10 protein-coding genes and 1 pseudogene are annotated in these 14,709 nt (G+C 73.0%); 6 read left to right on the top strand and 5 right to left on the bottom strand.

What is annotated here, in order from left to right; genetic code table 11:
* Positions 1-39: 39 nt before the first annotated feature.
* Complete coding sequence (locus ACTOQ2_RS13865; protein WP_440064751.1) at positions 40-930, top strand: SIR2 family NAD-dependent protein deacylase; 891 nt, start codon at positions 40-42, stop codon at positions 928-930.
* A pseudogene (locus ACTOQ2_RS13860) lies at positions 927-2,666 on the top strand (nSTAND1 domain-containing NTPase); the annotation flags it as partial. The gene ACTOQ2_RS13865 and the pseudogene ACTOQ2_RS13860, both read left to right, overlap by 4 nt.
* A 100-nt stretch (positions 2,667-2,766) precedes the next feature.
* Here ACTOQ2_RS13860 and ACTOQ2_RS13855 read toward each other — a convergent pair.
* The 5 genes from ACTOQ2_RS13855 to ACTOQ2_RS13835 all read right to left on the bottom strand — a co-directional run bounded on the left by ACTOQ2_RS13855 (position 2,767) and on the right by ACTOQ2_RS13835 (position 9,515).
* The gene (locus ACTOQ2_RS13855; RefSeq protein ID WP_440099972.1) at positions 2,767-4,224 is read right to left on the bottom strand and encodes an MFS transporter; all 1,458 of its coding nucleotides are present in this window, start codon (positions 4,222-4,224) and stop codon (positions 2,767-2,769) included.
* A gap of 489 nt (positions 4,225-4,713) precedes the next feature.
* Positions 4,714-6,414 (bottom strand): hypothetical protein, encoded by a 1,701-nt coding sequence (locus tag ACTOQ2_RS13850; protein WP_440099971.1) that lies wholly within the window; start codon positions 6,412-6,414, stop codon positions 4,714-4,716.
* 64 nt (positions 6,415-6,478) lie between these two features.
* A complete protein-coding gene (locus tag ACTOQ2_RS13845; protein WP_440099970.1) occupies positions 6,479-7,429 on the bottom strand; it encodes a carbohydrate kinase family protein in 951 nt (316 codons plus the stop codon).
* A 7-nt stretch (positions 7,430-7,436) separates the two neighbouring features.
* Positions 7,437-8,375, bottom strand: a complete 939-nt coding sequence (locus ACTOQ2_RS13840) for a pseudouridine-5'-phosphate glycosidase (protein ID WP_440063699.1) — start codon at positions 8,373-8,375, stop codon at positions 7,437-7,439.
* 123 nt (positions 8,376-8,498) lie between these two features.
* Positions 8,499-9,515: a YeiH family protein gene (locus ACTOQ2_RS13835; protein WP_440099969.1), complete on the bottom strand. Its 1,017-nt coding sequence runs from the start codon at positions 9,513-9,515 to the stop codon at positions 8,499-8,501.
* 166 nt (positions 9,516-9,681) lie between these two features.
* Between ACTOQ2_RS13835 and ACTOQ2_RS13830 the strand changes: the two genes are divergently transcribed.
* The 4 genes from ACTOQ2_RS13830 (at position 9,682) to ACTOQ2_RS13815 (ending at position 14,670) form a co-directional block, all read left to right on the top strand.
* Positions 9,682-10,584 (top strand): LysR family transcriptional regulator, encoded by a 903-nt coding sequence (locus tag ACTOQ2_RS13830; RefSeq protein ID WP_440099968.1) that lies wholly within the window; start codon positions 9,682-9,684, stop codon positions 10,582-10,584.
* 345 nt (positions 10,585-10,929) lie between these two features.
* Entirely contained in the window at positions 10,930-12,444 is a 1,515-nt protein-coding gene (locus ACTOQ2_RS13825; RefSeq protein ID WP_440099967.1) for a phytoene desaturase family protein, read from the top strand.
* Between the two features lie 94 nt (positions 12,445-12,538).
* The gene (locus ACTOQ2_RS13820; protein ID WP_440099966.1) at positions 12,539-13,246 is read left to right on the top strand and encodes a response regulator transcription factor; all 708 of its coding nucleotides are present in this window, start codon (positions 12,539-12,541) and stop codon (positions 13,244-13,246) included.
* Positions 13,243-14,670 carry a sensor histidine kinase gene (locus ACTOQ2_RS13815; RefSeq protein WP_440099965.1) on the top strand — a complete coding sequence of 476 codons (1,428 nt, stop codon included), beginning with the start codon at positions 13,243-13,245 and terminating at the stop codon, positions 14,668-14,670. The genes ACTOQ2_RS13820 and ACTOQ2_RS13815 overlap by 4 nt, the downstream gene beginning before the upstream one ends.
* Positions 14,671-14,709 lie beyond the last annotated feature (39 nt).

Raw genomic sequence — 14,709 nt, 5'->3', positions numbered from 1 at the left:
GGACCTCTTGTCCGTGAGGCGGTGCCCTGCGTGCACGACATGGGGGAGGCCGAGTGGGAGCGCCTGCTCGACCAGTTGAACAGCGGAGACTGCACGCCCTTCCTGGGATCCGGGGCGTGCGTGGGGACTCTGCCGACGGGGACGGCGCTGAGCCGCGACATGGCACGCCGATGGGACTATCCCTTCGAGGACGATCACGATCTCCCCCGGGTGACGCAGTTCGCGGTGATGAGATACGGGGATTCCGTATATGTGAAGAGGCGCGTCTGCGACGAGCTCGACGCCGGGGGCGCGCCCGACTTCCTGGACCCCCTGGAGCCGCACGGCCTGCTCGCGAGCTTCCCGCTCCCGGTGTACCTGACGACGAACTACGACGACTTCATCCTGCGCTCGCTCGAAGCGGTGGGGAAAAGGCCGAACGTGGCCATCTGCCCGTGGAACAAAGGGCTGGCCTACGCGGAGGATCTGTTCAGCAGCGAGGCGGGCTGGAACCCCAGGCCCGATGCCCCGCTCATCTACCACCTGCACGGCAATCTGCAGGATCCGGCGTCGATCGTGCTGGCCGAGGACGACTACCTGGAGTTCCTCACCAACCTCGCGGTGGACGGCGTCGCGGGCGGCCAGCGGATGCTGCCCACCTCCATCCTCGCGGCGCTGACCAGAAGGCCCCTGCTGTTCATTGGATACAGCCTGCAGGACTGGACGTTCCGGGTGCTCTTCCACGGGCTGTTGAAGGCCGTTCCCGGGATCAACCGCCGCAGGCACGTGAGCGTCCAGCTCGCGCCCTCGCTCGCCAGCACGAAGGCGGACGTGCTGGAGGTCCAGCGCCAGCTGGCCAGATACTACGAAGACTGGCGGATCTCCATCTTCTGGGGGACGGCGGAGGAGTTCTGCCGTGAGCTGCGCCGGCGGATGGGACCGGTACCGTGACCCCTGACGCGAGCCCCGGCCGAGACCGGCCCGACGTGGACGACCAGCCCTACGTCGGGCTGCGGGCCTTTCGCCGCGAGGACGGTTCCAAGTTCTTCGGCCGCGACAGGGAGGCCTGCGAGGTCTCCGACCTGTGGCAGGCCGGGCGCCTGACCGTGCTGTACGGGCCGTCCGGGGTGGGCAAGACCTCGCTGATCCAGGCCGGGGTGCTCCCGCTGCTGGACGCGGGCAGGACCGACATCCTGCCGATAGGCCGGGTGTCGCACGGCTCGCCCTTCCCGTCCGCCGCGCTCTCGCGGCACAACCCTCACGTGTTCGCGCTGCTGTCGTCGTGGTCCCCCTCGGAGACGCCCACCCGGCTGGCCGGGCTGACGATCCGCGAGTTCCTGAGCCGGCGCCCGCCCCGCCAGGACCCGTACGGTGACCCGGTCCTCACCCTGGCCGCGATCGACCAGGCGGAGGAGCTCTTCGGTGACTTCGCCCACCGCCAGCCGTACCGGGAGTGGTTCATCAGCCAGCTCGTCGAGGCGCTGGACGACGATCCGAACCTGCGCCTCCTCGTCTCGATCAGGGAGGACCACCTCGCCTCGATCCTCCCCCACGAGCCGAAACTGGCGGGCATGGCCAGGAACCGGTTCTCGCTGACCGCCCTCGACACGGCCGCCGCGGTCCGGGCGACCGAGGGGCCGCTGGAGGGGACGGGACGCTCGTTCGCCCCCGGCGCGGCGCGGGGCCTGGTGGACGATCTGCGCATGATCAGGGTCGGCAGGGCGCTCGGCGAGGAGGTCGTCGCCGACGCCAAGGCGGTCGAGCCCGTCCAGCTGCAGGTCGTGTGCTCGGCCATGTGGCGCTCGCTGCCCGAGGACGTGCGGGTCATCTCCTCTGACCACGTCCGCAGGTTCGCCAACGCCGACCGGTCGCTCACCGACTTCTTCGAACGGATGATCGCCGAGGTGGCCCGCGACCACTTCGGCGACGACGTCGCCGAGCTCAGGAGCTGGCTGCGCCGCTGCCTGATCACCGAGCTCGGCACCCGCGAGGTCGTCTACCAGGGGGAGACCGTCACCGCGGGCATGCCGAACGCGGTGGTCAGGGCGCTGGTCGACCGCCACATCCTGCGCGAGGACATCAAGGCCGGCACGCGATGGTGCGAGCTGTCGCACGAGCGCCTCATCCAGCCGATCCTGCAGAACGACCACGTCGTCGTCGCGCGGGCCGAGAGCCGCTCCCTTCCCGACGACTACCTGCGGGCCGCCGAGCTCTCCTTCCGCGACGGGGAGTTCGCCCTGGCCGCGAAGCAGGCCGAGGAGGCGCTGGCGCGGTGCGGGGACAACACCAGGATGCGGGCGGAGATCGAGTCCTTCCTCGGCAACGTCGCGCACCGGCGGGAGGACTTCGAGAAGGCCGTCTCCCACTACCGCACCGCCGCGGTCCACTTCGAGACGCTGGGGGCGACCTCGGCCGTCGGCGGCCTCCTCGCCGGGATCGGCCGGCTGCGGCTGGCCCAGGGACGCCCCTCGGCCGCGGTCCGGGAACTGTACTCGGCGATACGCCGGGTGCCCAACGACCTGAACATCGAGACCGAGCTCGCCTGGGCGCTCTGGTACGACGGCCATCCCGACGCGGCGCGCGACGTTCTCAACGACGTCCTGGGCAGGGAGGGGAACATCACCGAGGCGTTGCGAGCGCGGGGCGAGATCCTCGCCGGCCTCGGCCGGGCGGAGGCGGCGCTGCGTGACCTCGACCGGGTCCGGCCGCTGCAGTGGCCGTCCACCCGGGCCGCCCACGCTCTCGCGCTCGCCCTCCTGGGGCGTCTCCCCGAGGCGGAACGGGAGATCAGGGCCGTGCCGGCCGAGGCGGGAGATCACGGTCCGGCGTTGCTGTACGCCGCCCGGGTTCACGCCCTGGCCGGTGACGCCGCGTCGGCGGCAGATCTGGCCCGGAGGGCGAGGGCGGCGCGAGCGCCCGGCCTGCCTGCCCATCTCGCGGCGGAAGCGGATCGGCTGCTCGCCCGGTCGTGAGCATCCGCGCGCCCACCTGGGCACCGGTCGCCCTGACCCTCCTGGCCGTCCCGGCGAGACCCAGCCGTGCGTGGAGACGCAGCAGCGACGCGAACGTCACCCCTGTGGCGATGACGAACATCACGACGGTCAGGATGACGGCCGCCACCCGGATACCGAACGCGGCGACCAGGATTCCGCCGAGCGGGGCGGCGACGCACACGGCGCCGTGCGCGACGAGCCGGTGCACGCTCATCACCCGTCCGAGCTTGCCCTGGTCGACGGTGTCGACCTCGAAGGTCCTGATGGCCACGTTGCTGAGCGCCCCGGTGCACCCGGTCAGCAGTATCGCGAGCCCGAAGAAGAGCGGCCCCTCCCCGTACGCCGCGATGAGGAGCGCCAGCACCCATATCCACAGCTGGGCGAAGAGCGTGAAGTTTCTCGGTTCGAGCCTGAGGTAGGGGGCCAGGCCCGATCCCGCCACACCGCCCATGCCCCCGGCGGCCAGGACCAGGCCGACCTGGTACGAGGGCAGGTTCGCCGACCCGGCGATGAAGATCATGATGAGTGCGTTGATCATCAGGTTGGTGACCATGGTCAGGGCCATGGCCTTGCGCAGGAACGGGTGCCGGGAGAGTTCCTTGAAGCCGTCGGCTATCTCCCGCAGCAGGTGCCGTCCCGCCAGGCTCCGCACCCCGGCCACCAGCTCGCGGAGTGCGTGCGACAGCGGCCGGCCCTTCCCCTTCCCTGCGGCCACGCTGAGGGGGGAGAGGAGGGCGAGGAAGAACAGCGCCGCGTTCACCGCGAAGGACATCGCGTGCATGAGCCCGAAGAGCCATCCTCCGAGCGGCCTGCCGGCCAGCACCGCGATGTGTGAGATCGTCTCGCTCCTGGCCATCACGATGGAGGCCTGGTTCCTCGGGACGAGGGACGAGATCAGCGCGGTCTCCGCCAGCGAGTAGACCACCCACAGCGTGCCCTCGAGGAAGGCCGCCACCAGGAGGTGGGGCAGCGACGGATGGCCGAGGACGAGGGCGAGGAAGACGCTGAGGACGGTCAGCCCCCGCAGGGTCTCGGTAAGGAGCATGAGCGAGCGCGGATCCACCCGGTCCGCCAGGACGCCCGCCGGAATGTAGAAGACCAGGATCGGGAAGGTCAGGGCGAAACTGGTCCAGCCCGCCTGCACCGGAGAACCGGTCAGTGCCAATGCCAGGAGGGGATAGGCGACGCTCACGGCTCGTGACCCCACGGTCGAGAACGTCATCCCCAGCCAGACGCGGGCGATTCTTATCATCGGCTAGCTCGACGTCGCTCTCTGATCCCGGGCCCTGGTGCGACCTGGTCGCCCACCGTCCCCGTCCGCGTTCTAGGGAACACCTCACAAGGCAATTCAGGGAGAGAGCTATACAGACTCCCGTTGTTAGGCGAACGATGACAATTTCTTGACAAAAAGCCGCAGGAATCGGCAACAGTGCGAGCCTGTTCGGCAAAACAGGTCACACTGGTGTCACCAAGTCACTTGAGTCCCAAGAGCATAGCGCCGAAAAAGAGCAGCCGGGAATGGTCGGCCATTTCCGCGTCTGGAAAGCGGCATTCGGGATCCGCCGTCAGAAACCCCGCCCCGGTGGCCGCCGCCGCCCGGCGTCGGGGCGATTCGGGCCGGTCGCCCGGCGCCCGGACCACTCATGGCGTTCCCGGCCGCATCCTCGCGGCTCGCCCTCCGGTGCGGACCCGCCCCTTTCCCTCAGGGCCGTGGAAACGGCCTGAGGGAAAGGGGCCGGAATCACGCGGGCAGCTGGGCGTCCAGGCGGTAGCCGTCCACGGTGACGTAGACCTGGTCACCCGGGCGGGCGTTCAGGCGCATCAGGACGGGCTGCAGGGAGTCGAAGACGGGGTGGTCCCGCCAGACCAGGACCACCGCGTTGTCGCCGGGGCCGGTGACCGACAGCAGCGTGCCGGGACGCATGCCCAGCTGGGTGGCGTACCCCTCGGGCACGGCCACCGGGCCACCCCGCAGGTGGTCGCTGGTCACCTCGATGCGCTGCCAGCGGGTCGGGTCGGACGACGGGTTCGCGGGCGGGTGCAGCGGGGCCCGCTGGCTGGTGATCAGATGCGGCCTGGAGTTCCCGCTCGCCAGGGCCGACAGCGTGGCCAGGGCGGCGCGGGGGTCGATGGAGCCGGTGTTCACCTGCGGGATCGGCTGCCCGCCGCGGTGGTGGTGGTGGCCGTTCGCCCCCGGGGTGCGGCGCGGCAGCTGCCTGACCGCCTCGGTGGCGCTCTCCTGGGGGGCCGCCTCCTGCGTGGCGCTCGCGGCGAGGGCGTCCAGCCAGGCCTGGACCGAGTGGGACCGGATGCCGAGCTGATGCTCCATGAGCCTGAGCGCGTCGCTGTCGATCGGTTTGCCCGCCAGGAGCTGGCGGGTCCGTTCGCGCAGGCCGCCCAGGTCACCCACGACGAGCCAGTCGTCCTGGAGCCGCCGGTCGGGCATGAGCGTGACCAGCACCCTCCACAGCGGGGTCCGCAGGGTGGGGACCTCGATCGGGTGCGCGGGGTCGGCACCGATGAGCTGGTCCTTGGTGGCGGCGGAGCCCAGCCACTCGGTCAGCCCGAACATGTGCCCGGTGAGCGGCGCGGACTCCGAGGAGCGCAGCCAGAGCAGGATGCGTTCCTCGGCGGCGCGCTGGGCCGCCGAGAGCGCGTCGCGGTCGGCGTTCAGCTTGTGCGCGAGCGCGCGCAGGCTGATCGGGTCGACCGCGAAGAGCCGTTCGACGGCGACCGCGCGCTCCAGCGGACTCCAGTCCCTGAACATGTTGTCGACCAGGCGGACCAGCGGGTAGTCGCTGAGAAGGGCCTGCGGGCTGGGCGCGACCGGCTCCGGTGCGGCCGGTTCGGGGACCGGCGCCTGCCGCTGATCCTGCGCCGACGATGGCGCCGACGGCGCCGACGGCTGGGCGGGGACCTGTGGCGCGGGTGTCCGCGCCGGGTTCTGGACCCGCTCCTGGAGCGGGACCTGCGCGTGGACGGCGGCCGGCGCGGCGTGCTCGGCGATCCCCGGGACGCGGCTGAGCACCTCGCGGAACACGGCGGTGACCACGATCTCGGGGGAGGACGTCGCGGGCCCGGTCGCGGGCCCGCTCAGGTCTCCCGCAGTCAGGCGGCGCAGGCGGTTCCAGCCGCCCAGGCCGGCGATGGCCGAGCGCGCGGGCTCCGGCCAGCCGGGCAGGGTGGGGTCGACCGTGTGGACGTGCAGCGCGGGCAGCACGTCGCTCAACGGCAGATGGTCCCAGCGTGACAGCGAGAGCCGGGCCAGCCGGTCGCAGACCCAGTCGAGCCCCGCGGCGCCGAGGGCCTTGGGCAAGGTGACCGACGACCACCAGCCGGCGGGCAGCCGGGGGTCGGCCAGGGCTTCGGCGACCTGCTGGGGGCGGCTCCAGCGCAGGGCCGGGACCAGATCACTCAGGCAGATCGATGACTCGGCATCCATCGGCGGACCGTAACCTCCCCAAAGTGACGCGTGTGGCTAATGGTGCAGCTTACGCCGCAAGCTATCAATTGGTGTTAAGAGGGTAAAGCTCCTTAGTACCCAAATCAGACGGAAGGACACGTGGACGTCCGCCCAGGACCGTCACGGCCTCCGCCCCGGCGCGGCGTCCGGCGTCCAGCGCGGCCTCGTCCGCAGCCCCGCCCAGCAGGGCCGTGAGCAGCCCGGCGGCGAACGCGTCCCCCGCTCCAATGGAGTCAACCACCTCGGTGGTGAGCGCGGGAACCCGAGCGGCCAACTTTCCGTCCCTGGCCATCAACGCGCCGCGGGATCCGAGCTTCACCGCCGCCGCGCCGTAGCGGAGGCTCAGGCTCTCGGCCGCCCCCTCGGCGGTGGCCTCGCCGGTGAGCAGCAGTGCCTCGTCCAGGTTGGGGATGATCAGCTGGGCGGTCAGGGTCTCCTGGACGAACCGCTCGACGCCGAACGAGCGCAGGAAACCGGTCGAGGCCGGGTCCACACTGATCGAGACGCCGCGCCGGGACGCCTCGGCCATGGCGAGCCGGGAAAGCTGGAGCCCCGGCTCGGCGAACAGGGTGTACCCGGACAGGTGGAGATGACCCACCCCGTCGAGCAGGCTCTCGTCCCAGTCGCCCGTGCCGATGTGCCCGCCCGCGCCCCTGTTGGTGAGCATGGAACGCTCCCCGGTCACGTCGACCATGGCGATCACCACCGCGGTGGGCCGGTCGGGGTCGACCCGCAGGTGCGGCCGTACCCCGAATCGCCGCAGCTCGGCGGCGTGCCAGTCGGCGGTGTCGAAGCCCGCCCTGGTCAGGATCCGCACGTCGGCGCCCAGCCGGGCGGCCCAGGAGGCCGTGTTGGCCCCCGACCCCCCGGGGCGCAGCACGATGTCGGCGGCGGTGTCCGTCCCGACGGCCAGGCCGCTCCTGGCGGACCCACCGTGAAGTGCGACGACGTCGGTCACCACGTCGCCGATGACCAGCAGACCCGTTCCGGCCACGGTGCCCTCAGTCTCCCCGGCTCCAGGAGGCCGCGATCTGCCCGGCGACGCGGGCGTTACCCCGCACCGCGGCCAGGTTCGCCTCGAGCGAGGCGCCGTCGGTGCCGCGCACCAGGTAGCCCAGCAGGAACGGGGTGATGGCCTGACCGGTGATCTGCCGCCGCTCCGCCTCGGCGAGGGCCCCGGCGAGGACCCGGTCGTGCAGCTCGGGGTCGAGCTGCTCGGGCAGCGGCACCGGGTTGGCGACGATCAGCGCGGTCTCCGGGCCGCCGAGCGCGTCCTGGGCCCGCATGATGCCCGCGGCCTCGTCCGGGGTCTCGATCCGCCAGTCGACAGGCTCGCCCGAGGAGTGCAGGTAGAAGCCGGGGAACTCGTCGGTGCGGAACCCCGCGATCGTGACGCCGCGCGTCTCCAGCCGCTGCAGGGTGGCCGGAACGTCCAGGATCGACTTCACGCCCGCGCAGACCACGGTGATGCGGGTCCGGCTCAGCATGTCGAGGTCGGCCGACTCGTCCTGGCTCTCGGTCCACCCGCGGTGCACGCCGCCGAGACCGCCGGTGGCGAAGATCCGGATGCCCGCCCTGGCTGCCAGGAACGAGGTGGCGGAGACCGTGGTCGCCCCGCTCGCCCCGAGCGCGGCGGCGGCGGGCAGGTCGCGGAAGCCCAGCTTGCGCAGCCCGCGCTCACCGGCGACGCGCTCCAGCTCGCTCTTGTCGAGACCGATGCGCGCCACGCCGTCCAGCACCGCGATCGTCGCGGGCACAGCCCCGGCCTCCCGGACGATCTGCTCCAGCTCCACCGCGACCTCGAGGTTGCGGGGCTGGGGCAGGCCGTGGGAGATGATCGTGGACTCCAGCGCCACGATCGGGGCGCCCTGCTCCAGTGCCTCGGCCACCTCGCTGGAGGGGCGGAGCATGCCGGAGAGGGACTGTCGGGTGGTACGCATGAGCTGGTTCTGTCTCCTTGTCCGAGGTCGTAATCATTGCTTGCTTTTGGAACGGTGTAAACGACACCGTCTTCCCCAAAAAGAGCACGTTACGGCGGTTGCGGGGAGACGTCCACCCAAAGATCAGCCAATGACCAGCACTCCGAGCAGTGAGATCCCGCCGATGATGACCGTGGCGATCCCGCCCAGGAGCAGTGACCGCCCACCCCGCACGAGCCTCCGCAGGTCGACACCGGTGCCCAGGGCGAAGAGCGCCGCCGCGAGCAGCACCGCCGTCAGATCGGGGACCACCCGGGTGATCCCGGCCGGCACCACGCCCAGGCTCCGCGCCGCCACGGCCGCGACGAACCCGGCGACGAACAGCGGCACCACCGGCGGGCGTCGCGTCGCCCGCCCGGCCTCGGGGCGTTCCGCCGCGGTACGGCGCGGGGAGGCCGCGGCACGGCGCAGGGAGACGGAGGTGAGCCCGACGATCGGGGCGAGCAGGACGACCCTGGCCAGCTTGACGGCCACCGCGCTCACCAGCACCCCCGCCCCGGCCGCCGCGCCGATCGCCGCCACCTGCGCGACCTCGTGGACCGAGGCTCCGGCCCACAGGCCCAGCTGGTGCGGGGTCAGCCCCAGCACCCCCGCGAGCAGGGGCAGCGTGACGATCGAGACGCTGCCGTACAGGACGACCACGCTCACCGCGGCCGCCACGTCGTCGTCGTCGCTCTCCGCGACCTCGTGCATGGCGGCCACGGCCGCCGCCCCGCAGACGGACACGCCGGTCGCGATCAGCAGGGACCTGTGCGGGCTCACCCCCACACGGCCTCCGATCCACCGCGTCGCGGCGAACGTGACGCCGGTCCCCACGGCGACCACCGCCAGCGCCCGCCAGCCGAGCGCCAGCAGTTCCGGCAGCGCGATCTGCAGGCCGAGCAGCACGATCGCCAGGCGCAGCACCCGGCGGGCGGCGAACCCGAGCCCGGGGGCCAGCGACCGGTGCAGGCCGCCGAGGTTGGTGAGCGCGACCCCGAGGACCACCGCGATCACGGCGGCGCTCACCCCGGGAACGATCCTGGTCGCGGCCGTCGCCAGGACCACCGCGACGGCCGCGGCCCCGAGCCCCGGCGCGAGCGCTCCGAGTGTTGCGATCACCCCGGGTCTCGTCGCCGGCGCCGGTCGTACGGGTGCCTGGGGGGTGTGCGCGGCGGGGTCGGGAGAACGCGTGAGCGGGGAGGGGGAGACGGGCATCCCCCGAGTGTCGGCGCGGCGCGGGGAGGCCGGTAGCCATCACCTTCCTGGAAGGTCATAGCCTGGCGCTATGAGCGAGCTGCCCGACCTCGAATCCCTGCGCCTGCTCGTCGACGTGGAACGCCTGGGCAGTCTCGGCCAGGCGGCCCGGGCCGCAGGCGTCGCGCAGCCGTCGGTGAGCAAGCGCATCTCGCTGCTGGAGCGCCGCCTCGGGCTGCCGCTGCTGGAACGCACCCCGCGCGGGTCCACTCTCACCCCGCAGGGCGTGATGGTCTCGGCCTGGGCCGCGCAGGTGCTGGCGGCGGCGGAGGAGCTCATGCGGGGGGCGGAGGCGGTACGGCGCGGCCGGGCCGCGCACCTGCACATCGCCGCCAGCATGACGGTGGCCGAGTACCTGCTGCCGCGCTGGCTGGGGGAGCTCCAGGGCCGCGAGCCCCAGGTCCAGGTCGGCCTGGACGTGCAGAACTCGGCCGAGGTGGCGAGGCTGATCGGCGGGAAGATCGAGCTCGGGTTCGTGGAGGGGCCCTCGGTCCCGGCCGGGCTGGTGTCGCGGGTGGTGGCCACCGACAGGCTCGTGGTGGTGGTCGCGCCGGGGCACCCGTGGGCGCGCCGTCGCACCCCGCTGCTCGCCGCCGAACTGGCCGCCACCCCGCTGGTCGTCCGCGAGCGGGGGTCGGGCACTCGCGAGACGCTGGACCTCGCGCTCACCGGCCACGACGTCGCCGCCCCGAAGCTGGAGCTCGGTTCCAACGCCGCGGTCAAGGGCGCCGCCCGCGAGGGCGCCGCCCCCGCCGTGCTCAGCGGCTACGCGGTGGAGGCCGAGCTGGCCACCGGCCGCCTGGTCGAGGTGCCCACGAGGGACATCGACCTCACGCGCCGGCTGCGGGCGGTCTGGCGCGACGGCCGTGCCCCCACCGGCCCCGCCGCCACCCTCCTCACGATCACCCTCTCCGCCGCCCGCGAGGGGCGGTGATCCGGATGGTCGCGAGGTGCGGGCGGAGGTGCGTGCGGTTGCCTGCGGGCGGGGCGGCGGGGCGTGTGCGGCTGCCGACGGGTGGGGCGGCGGGGCGATGGGGCGTGTGCGGCTGCCGGCGGGTGGGGGCGGTGGAGCGCGTGCGGTTGCGCTTGTGGCTGCCAGTACGGCGATATTTAGGCATTTCGGGATTCGGGATATGGTGAGGCGCATGGTGATGGTCGAGACGCCGAGCGTGCTCTGCCCCGAGCCGCACTGGCAGACGGGTCTCTGACGGCCGCGTCCCCGGCCCCGCGTCCCCTCACCTCCCTTCATCGGGAAGACCTCACCTCATCGGGAAGTCTCGTGCTCCGCTCTCGCTACGAAGCCGTGATCGTCGGAGGCGGCCACAACGGCCTGGTCGCCGCCGCCTACCTCGCCCGCGCCGGGCGGCGCGTCCTCGTCCTGGAACGCCTCGGTCACGTCGGCGGCCTCGCCGTGTCGGCGCGGGCGTTCCCCGGGGTCGACGCCCGGCTCTCGCGCTACTCGTACCTGGTCAGCCTGCTGCCCTCGAAGGTCGTCGCCGACCTGGGACTCAAGATCGCACTGCGCCGCCGCCGGTACGCCTCGTACACGCCGGTGGGGGAGACCGGGCTGCTGGTCGACAACGGCGACGCCGCGCGGACCGCGGCGTCCTTCGCCCGGGTCACCGGAGGCGACGGCGAGCTGGAGGCGTGGCGGCGCTTCTACGGGATGACCGCCGACGTGGCCGAGCGGGTCGCGCCGACGCTGCTGGAACCCCTCGCCGACCGGGCGGCGATGCGGGACCTCGTCGGCGAGGAGGCCTGGCGCGACCTGTTCGAGCGGCCGGTCGGCGAGGTGGTGGACGAGCGGTTCGCCGACGACACCGTGCGCGGCGTGGTCCTCACCGACGCCCTCATCGGCACCTTCGCCGACCCCTCGGACCCCGGCCTGCTGGCCAACCGCTGCCTGCTCTACCACGTGATCGGCGACGGGGCCGGCGACTGGAACGTCCCCGTCGGCGGCATGGGCGCGGTGTCGGGCGCGCTCGCCGACGCCGCCCGCGCCGCCGGGGCGGAGATCCTGACCGGCGCCGAGGTCCTCGCGGTCGACCCCTCGGGCGAGGTCGCCTTCCGCGACGCGGGCGGGGAGCACACGGTGACGGGCGAGCGGATCCTGGCCAACGTGCCGCCCGCCGTGCTCGCCCGGCTGCTCGGAGGGGCCGAGCCCGTCCCGGAGGGGGCCCAGCTCAAGGTCAACATGGTGCTCTCGAGGCTGCCGCGCCTGCGCGACCCCGGCGTGGACCCCGCGGCGGCGTTCAGCGGCACGTTCCACATCAACGAGGGCCGCGACCAGCTCGCCCGTGCGTACGCGGAGGCGTCGGCCGGGCGGATCCCCTCGCTGCCCCCGGCCGAGGTCTACTGCCACTCGCTGACCGACCCCTCCATCCTCGGCCGGGAACTGCGCGAGGCCGGAGCCCACACGATGACGCTGTTCGGCCTGCACATGCCCGCCAGGCTGTTCCGGGAGGACCCGGCGGGGGCGCGCGAGGCCGCGCTGCGCGCCACGCTCGCCTCGATGAACGCGGTGCTCGCCGAGCCCGTCGAGGACTGCCTGCTGCGCGCCCCCGACGGCCGGCCCTGCCTGGAGGCGAAGACCCCGGTCGACCTGGAGACCGAGGCGGGCCTGCCCGGCGGGCACATCTTCCACCGCGACCTGTCCTGGCCGTACGGGGAGCCGGGGCGGTGGGGGGTGGAGACCGCCTTCGAGCGCGTCCTGCTCTGCGGCGCGGGCGCCCGGCGCGGCGGCGGCGTCAGCGGCATCCCCGGCCACAACGCCGCCATGGCGCTGCTCACCTGAGCCGAGCCTGGCCGGGGTGAGGTCGGTCGGAGCGGGGCGGCCGCCGGTGGAGGCGTTCATCCGGCTCTCATGAAGGACGTCTACCGTGGAGGCCATGGCCGATGGTGAGGCGGCGCGGGTGCTGGTCGTGGACGACGAGCCCGCGCTCAGGGAGGCGTTGCAGAGCAGCCTGGAGTTCGAGGGCTACCGGGTCGGCCTGGCCTCTGACGGCCAGGCGGCGCTGGAGGCGATCGACCGGGAGCCGTACGAGCTGGTCCTGCTCGACGTCATGATGCCCCGGCTGGACGGGCTGACCGCCTGCCGCAGGCTCAGGGCGGCGGGCAACCACCTGCCGGTGCTCATGCTCACCGCCCGCGACGCCGTGGGCGACCGGGTGTCGGGCCTGGACGCGGGGGCCGACGACTACCTGGTCAAGCCGTTCGAGCTGGACGAGCTGCTGGCGCGCGTCAGGGCGCTGCTGCGGCGCGGCGCCCTGAGCGCGCCCGCGGCCGAGGACGACGCGGTCCTGACCTTCGGCGACCTGCGGATGGACGTCGCCGGCCGCGAGGTCACCCGGGCCGGCGAGTCGCTGGAGCTGACCCGCACCGAGTACCTGCTGCTGGAGCTGCTCATGGTCCACCCCCGCCAGGTGCTCACCCGCGAGCAGATCCTCAGCGAGGTGTGGGGCTTCGACTTCGAGCCGTCCTCCAACTCCCTCGACGTCTACGTCATGTACCTGCGCCGCAAGACCGAGATCGGCGGGCGTCCCCGGCTGATCCACACCGTCCGGGGCGTCGGCTACGTGCTGCGGGCCTCCGCGTGAACGGTCGCCGCTCCCTGCGCTCCCGGCTGACCCTGCTGGTGGCGGCGGCCGTGGCGCTGGCGATCGCGGTGTGCGCGGCGCTGTGCTGGTTCGTCGTGCGGGCCGAGCTGCTGCGGCAGGTGGACGGCTCGCTGGAGGGACGGCCGCAGGGCATGGAGTGGATCGGGCCGTACTGTCCGGGAGGGCCGGGAGGGCCGCGAGGGCAGGGAGTCCCGGGAGTCCCGGGAGACCGGGGAGAGATGGCCGGCCACAGGTTGCCGTTCCGCCTGCCGCCCATCCAGCTGGTCTACGCCGACGGCGGGAGGTGCGTGGCGGGTTCCACGCCCGTCAAGGTCACCCCGGCGGACCTGGCCCTGACCCACGGCCCCCTGGGCGGGCGGGCGTTGAGGAACGGCGTGACCGACGGCGGCGAGGAGGTCCGGGTGATGACGAGGAACGTCCGCCCTGGTCTCGCGGTCATGGAGTCCCGGTCCCTGGGGGAGGTCCGCTCCACCCTCGCCGCGCTCGCCTGGATCCTCGCGGGGGTCACCGCGCTCGGCGTGCTCGGCGCCGCCTCCGCCGGGCTGCTCGTCTCCCGTACGGCGCTGCGCCCCGTCGGCCGCCTGACCGAGGCCGTAGAGCACGTCGCCAGGACCGAGGACCTCGACACCAGGATCCCGGTCGAGGGCACCGACGAGATCGCCAGGCTCGGCGTCTCCTTCAACGCGATGACCACCGCGCTGGCCGGGTCCCGCGAGCGCCAGCGACGGCTGATCGCCGACGCGGGCCACGAGCTGCGCACCCCGCTCACCAGCCTGCGCACCAACATCGACTTGCTGCTGCGCAGCGAGAACGCCGGACGCCCCCTCGACGCCGCTCCCAAGCGCAGGCTGCTGGCCAACCTCAAGGCCCAGTTCGAGGAGATGTCCACGCTCGTCGGGGACCTGCTCCAGCTCTCGCGCTCGGAGGACGAGCACGAGCCGCACGTCGAGGTCGCCTTCCACGACGCCGTCGAGGCGGCCGTGCGCAGGGCCCGGCTGCGCGCCCCCGACACCGCGATCGAGGTGGAGCTGAGCCCCTGGTACCTGTGGGGTGACCAGGCCGCCCTGGAGCGGGCCGTGGTGAACCTGCTGGACAACGCGGTGAAGTTCTCCGCGGACCGGGCCGATCCGGTGAGCGTGCGGCTCCGTGACGGCGAGCTGACCGTCAGGGACCACGGCCCCGGCATCCCGGAGGAGGAGCTGCCGTACGTGTTCGACCGGTTCTGGCGGTCGTCCTCGGCCCGCAGCATGCCCGGCTCGGGACTGGGGCTGGCCATCGTGGCCAAGGCCGTGCGCGACGCCGGGGGAGAGGTGAACCTGGAGAACGCCGCGGGGGGCGGCACCCTCGCCCGCCTCCGCCTGCCCGGCTCTCCCACCCGGTCCCCCGCCGCCGCGGGCGCGTGAGCCGCTCGTACGGTGACCGGATACGGCCGGTGAGACCGG

Source organism: Streptosporangium sp. H16, assembly GCF_051918855.1.
In the GTDB taxonomy this organism is placed as follows: Bacteria; Actinomycetota; Actinomycetes; order Streptosporangiales; family Streptosporangiaceae; genus Streptosporangium.
Note: the sequence above shows the minus strand (reverse complement) of the source record. Positions and strands in the feature narration are given on the sequence as shown.

Bases quoted from the DNA above. Each gene is read 5' to 3' on its own strand.
- ACTOQ2_RS13865 (WP_440064751.1), top strand. From the start codon at position 40: ATGGGGGAGGCCGAGTGGGAGCGCCTGCTCGACCAGTTGAACAGCGGA.
- ACTOQ2_RS13855 (WP_440099972.1), bottom strand. From the start codon at position 4,224: ATGATAAGAATCGCCCGCGTCTGGCTGGGGATGACGTTCTCGACCGTG.
- ACTOQ2_RS13850 (WP_440099971.1), bottom strand. From the start codon at position 6,414: ATGGATGCCGAGTCATCGATCTGCCTGAGTGATCTGGTCCCGGCCCTG.
- ACTOQ2_RS13840 (WP_440063699.1), bottom strand. From the start codon at position 8,375: ATGCGTACCACCCGACAGTCCCTCTCCGGCATGCTCCGCCCCTCCAGC.
- ACTOQ2_RS13830 (WP_440099968.1), top strand. From the start codon at position 9,682: ATGAGCGAGCTGCCCGACCTCGAATCCCTGCGCCTGCTCGTCGACGTG.
- ACTOQ2_RS13820 (WP_440099966.1), top strand. From the start codon at position 12,539: ATGGCCGATGGTGAGGCGGCGCGGGTGCTGGTCGTGGACGACGAGCCC.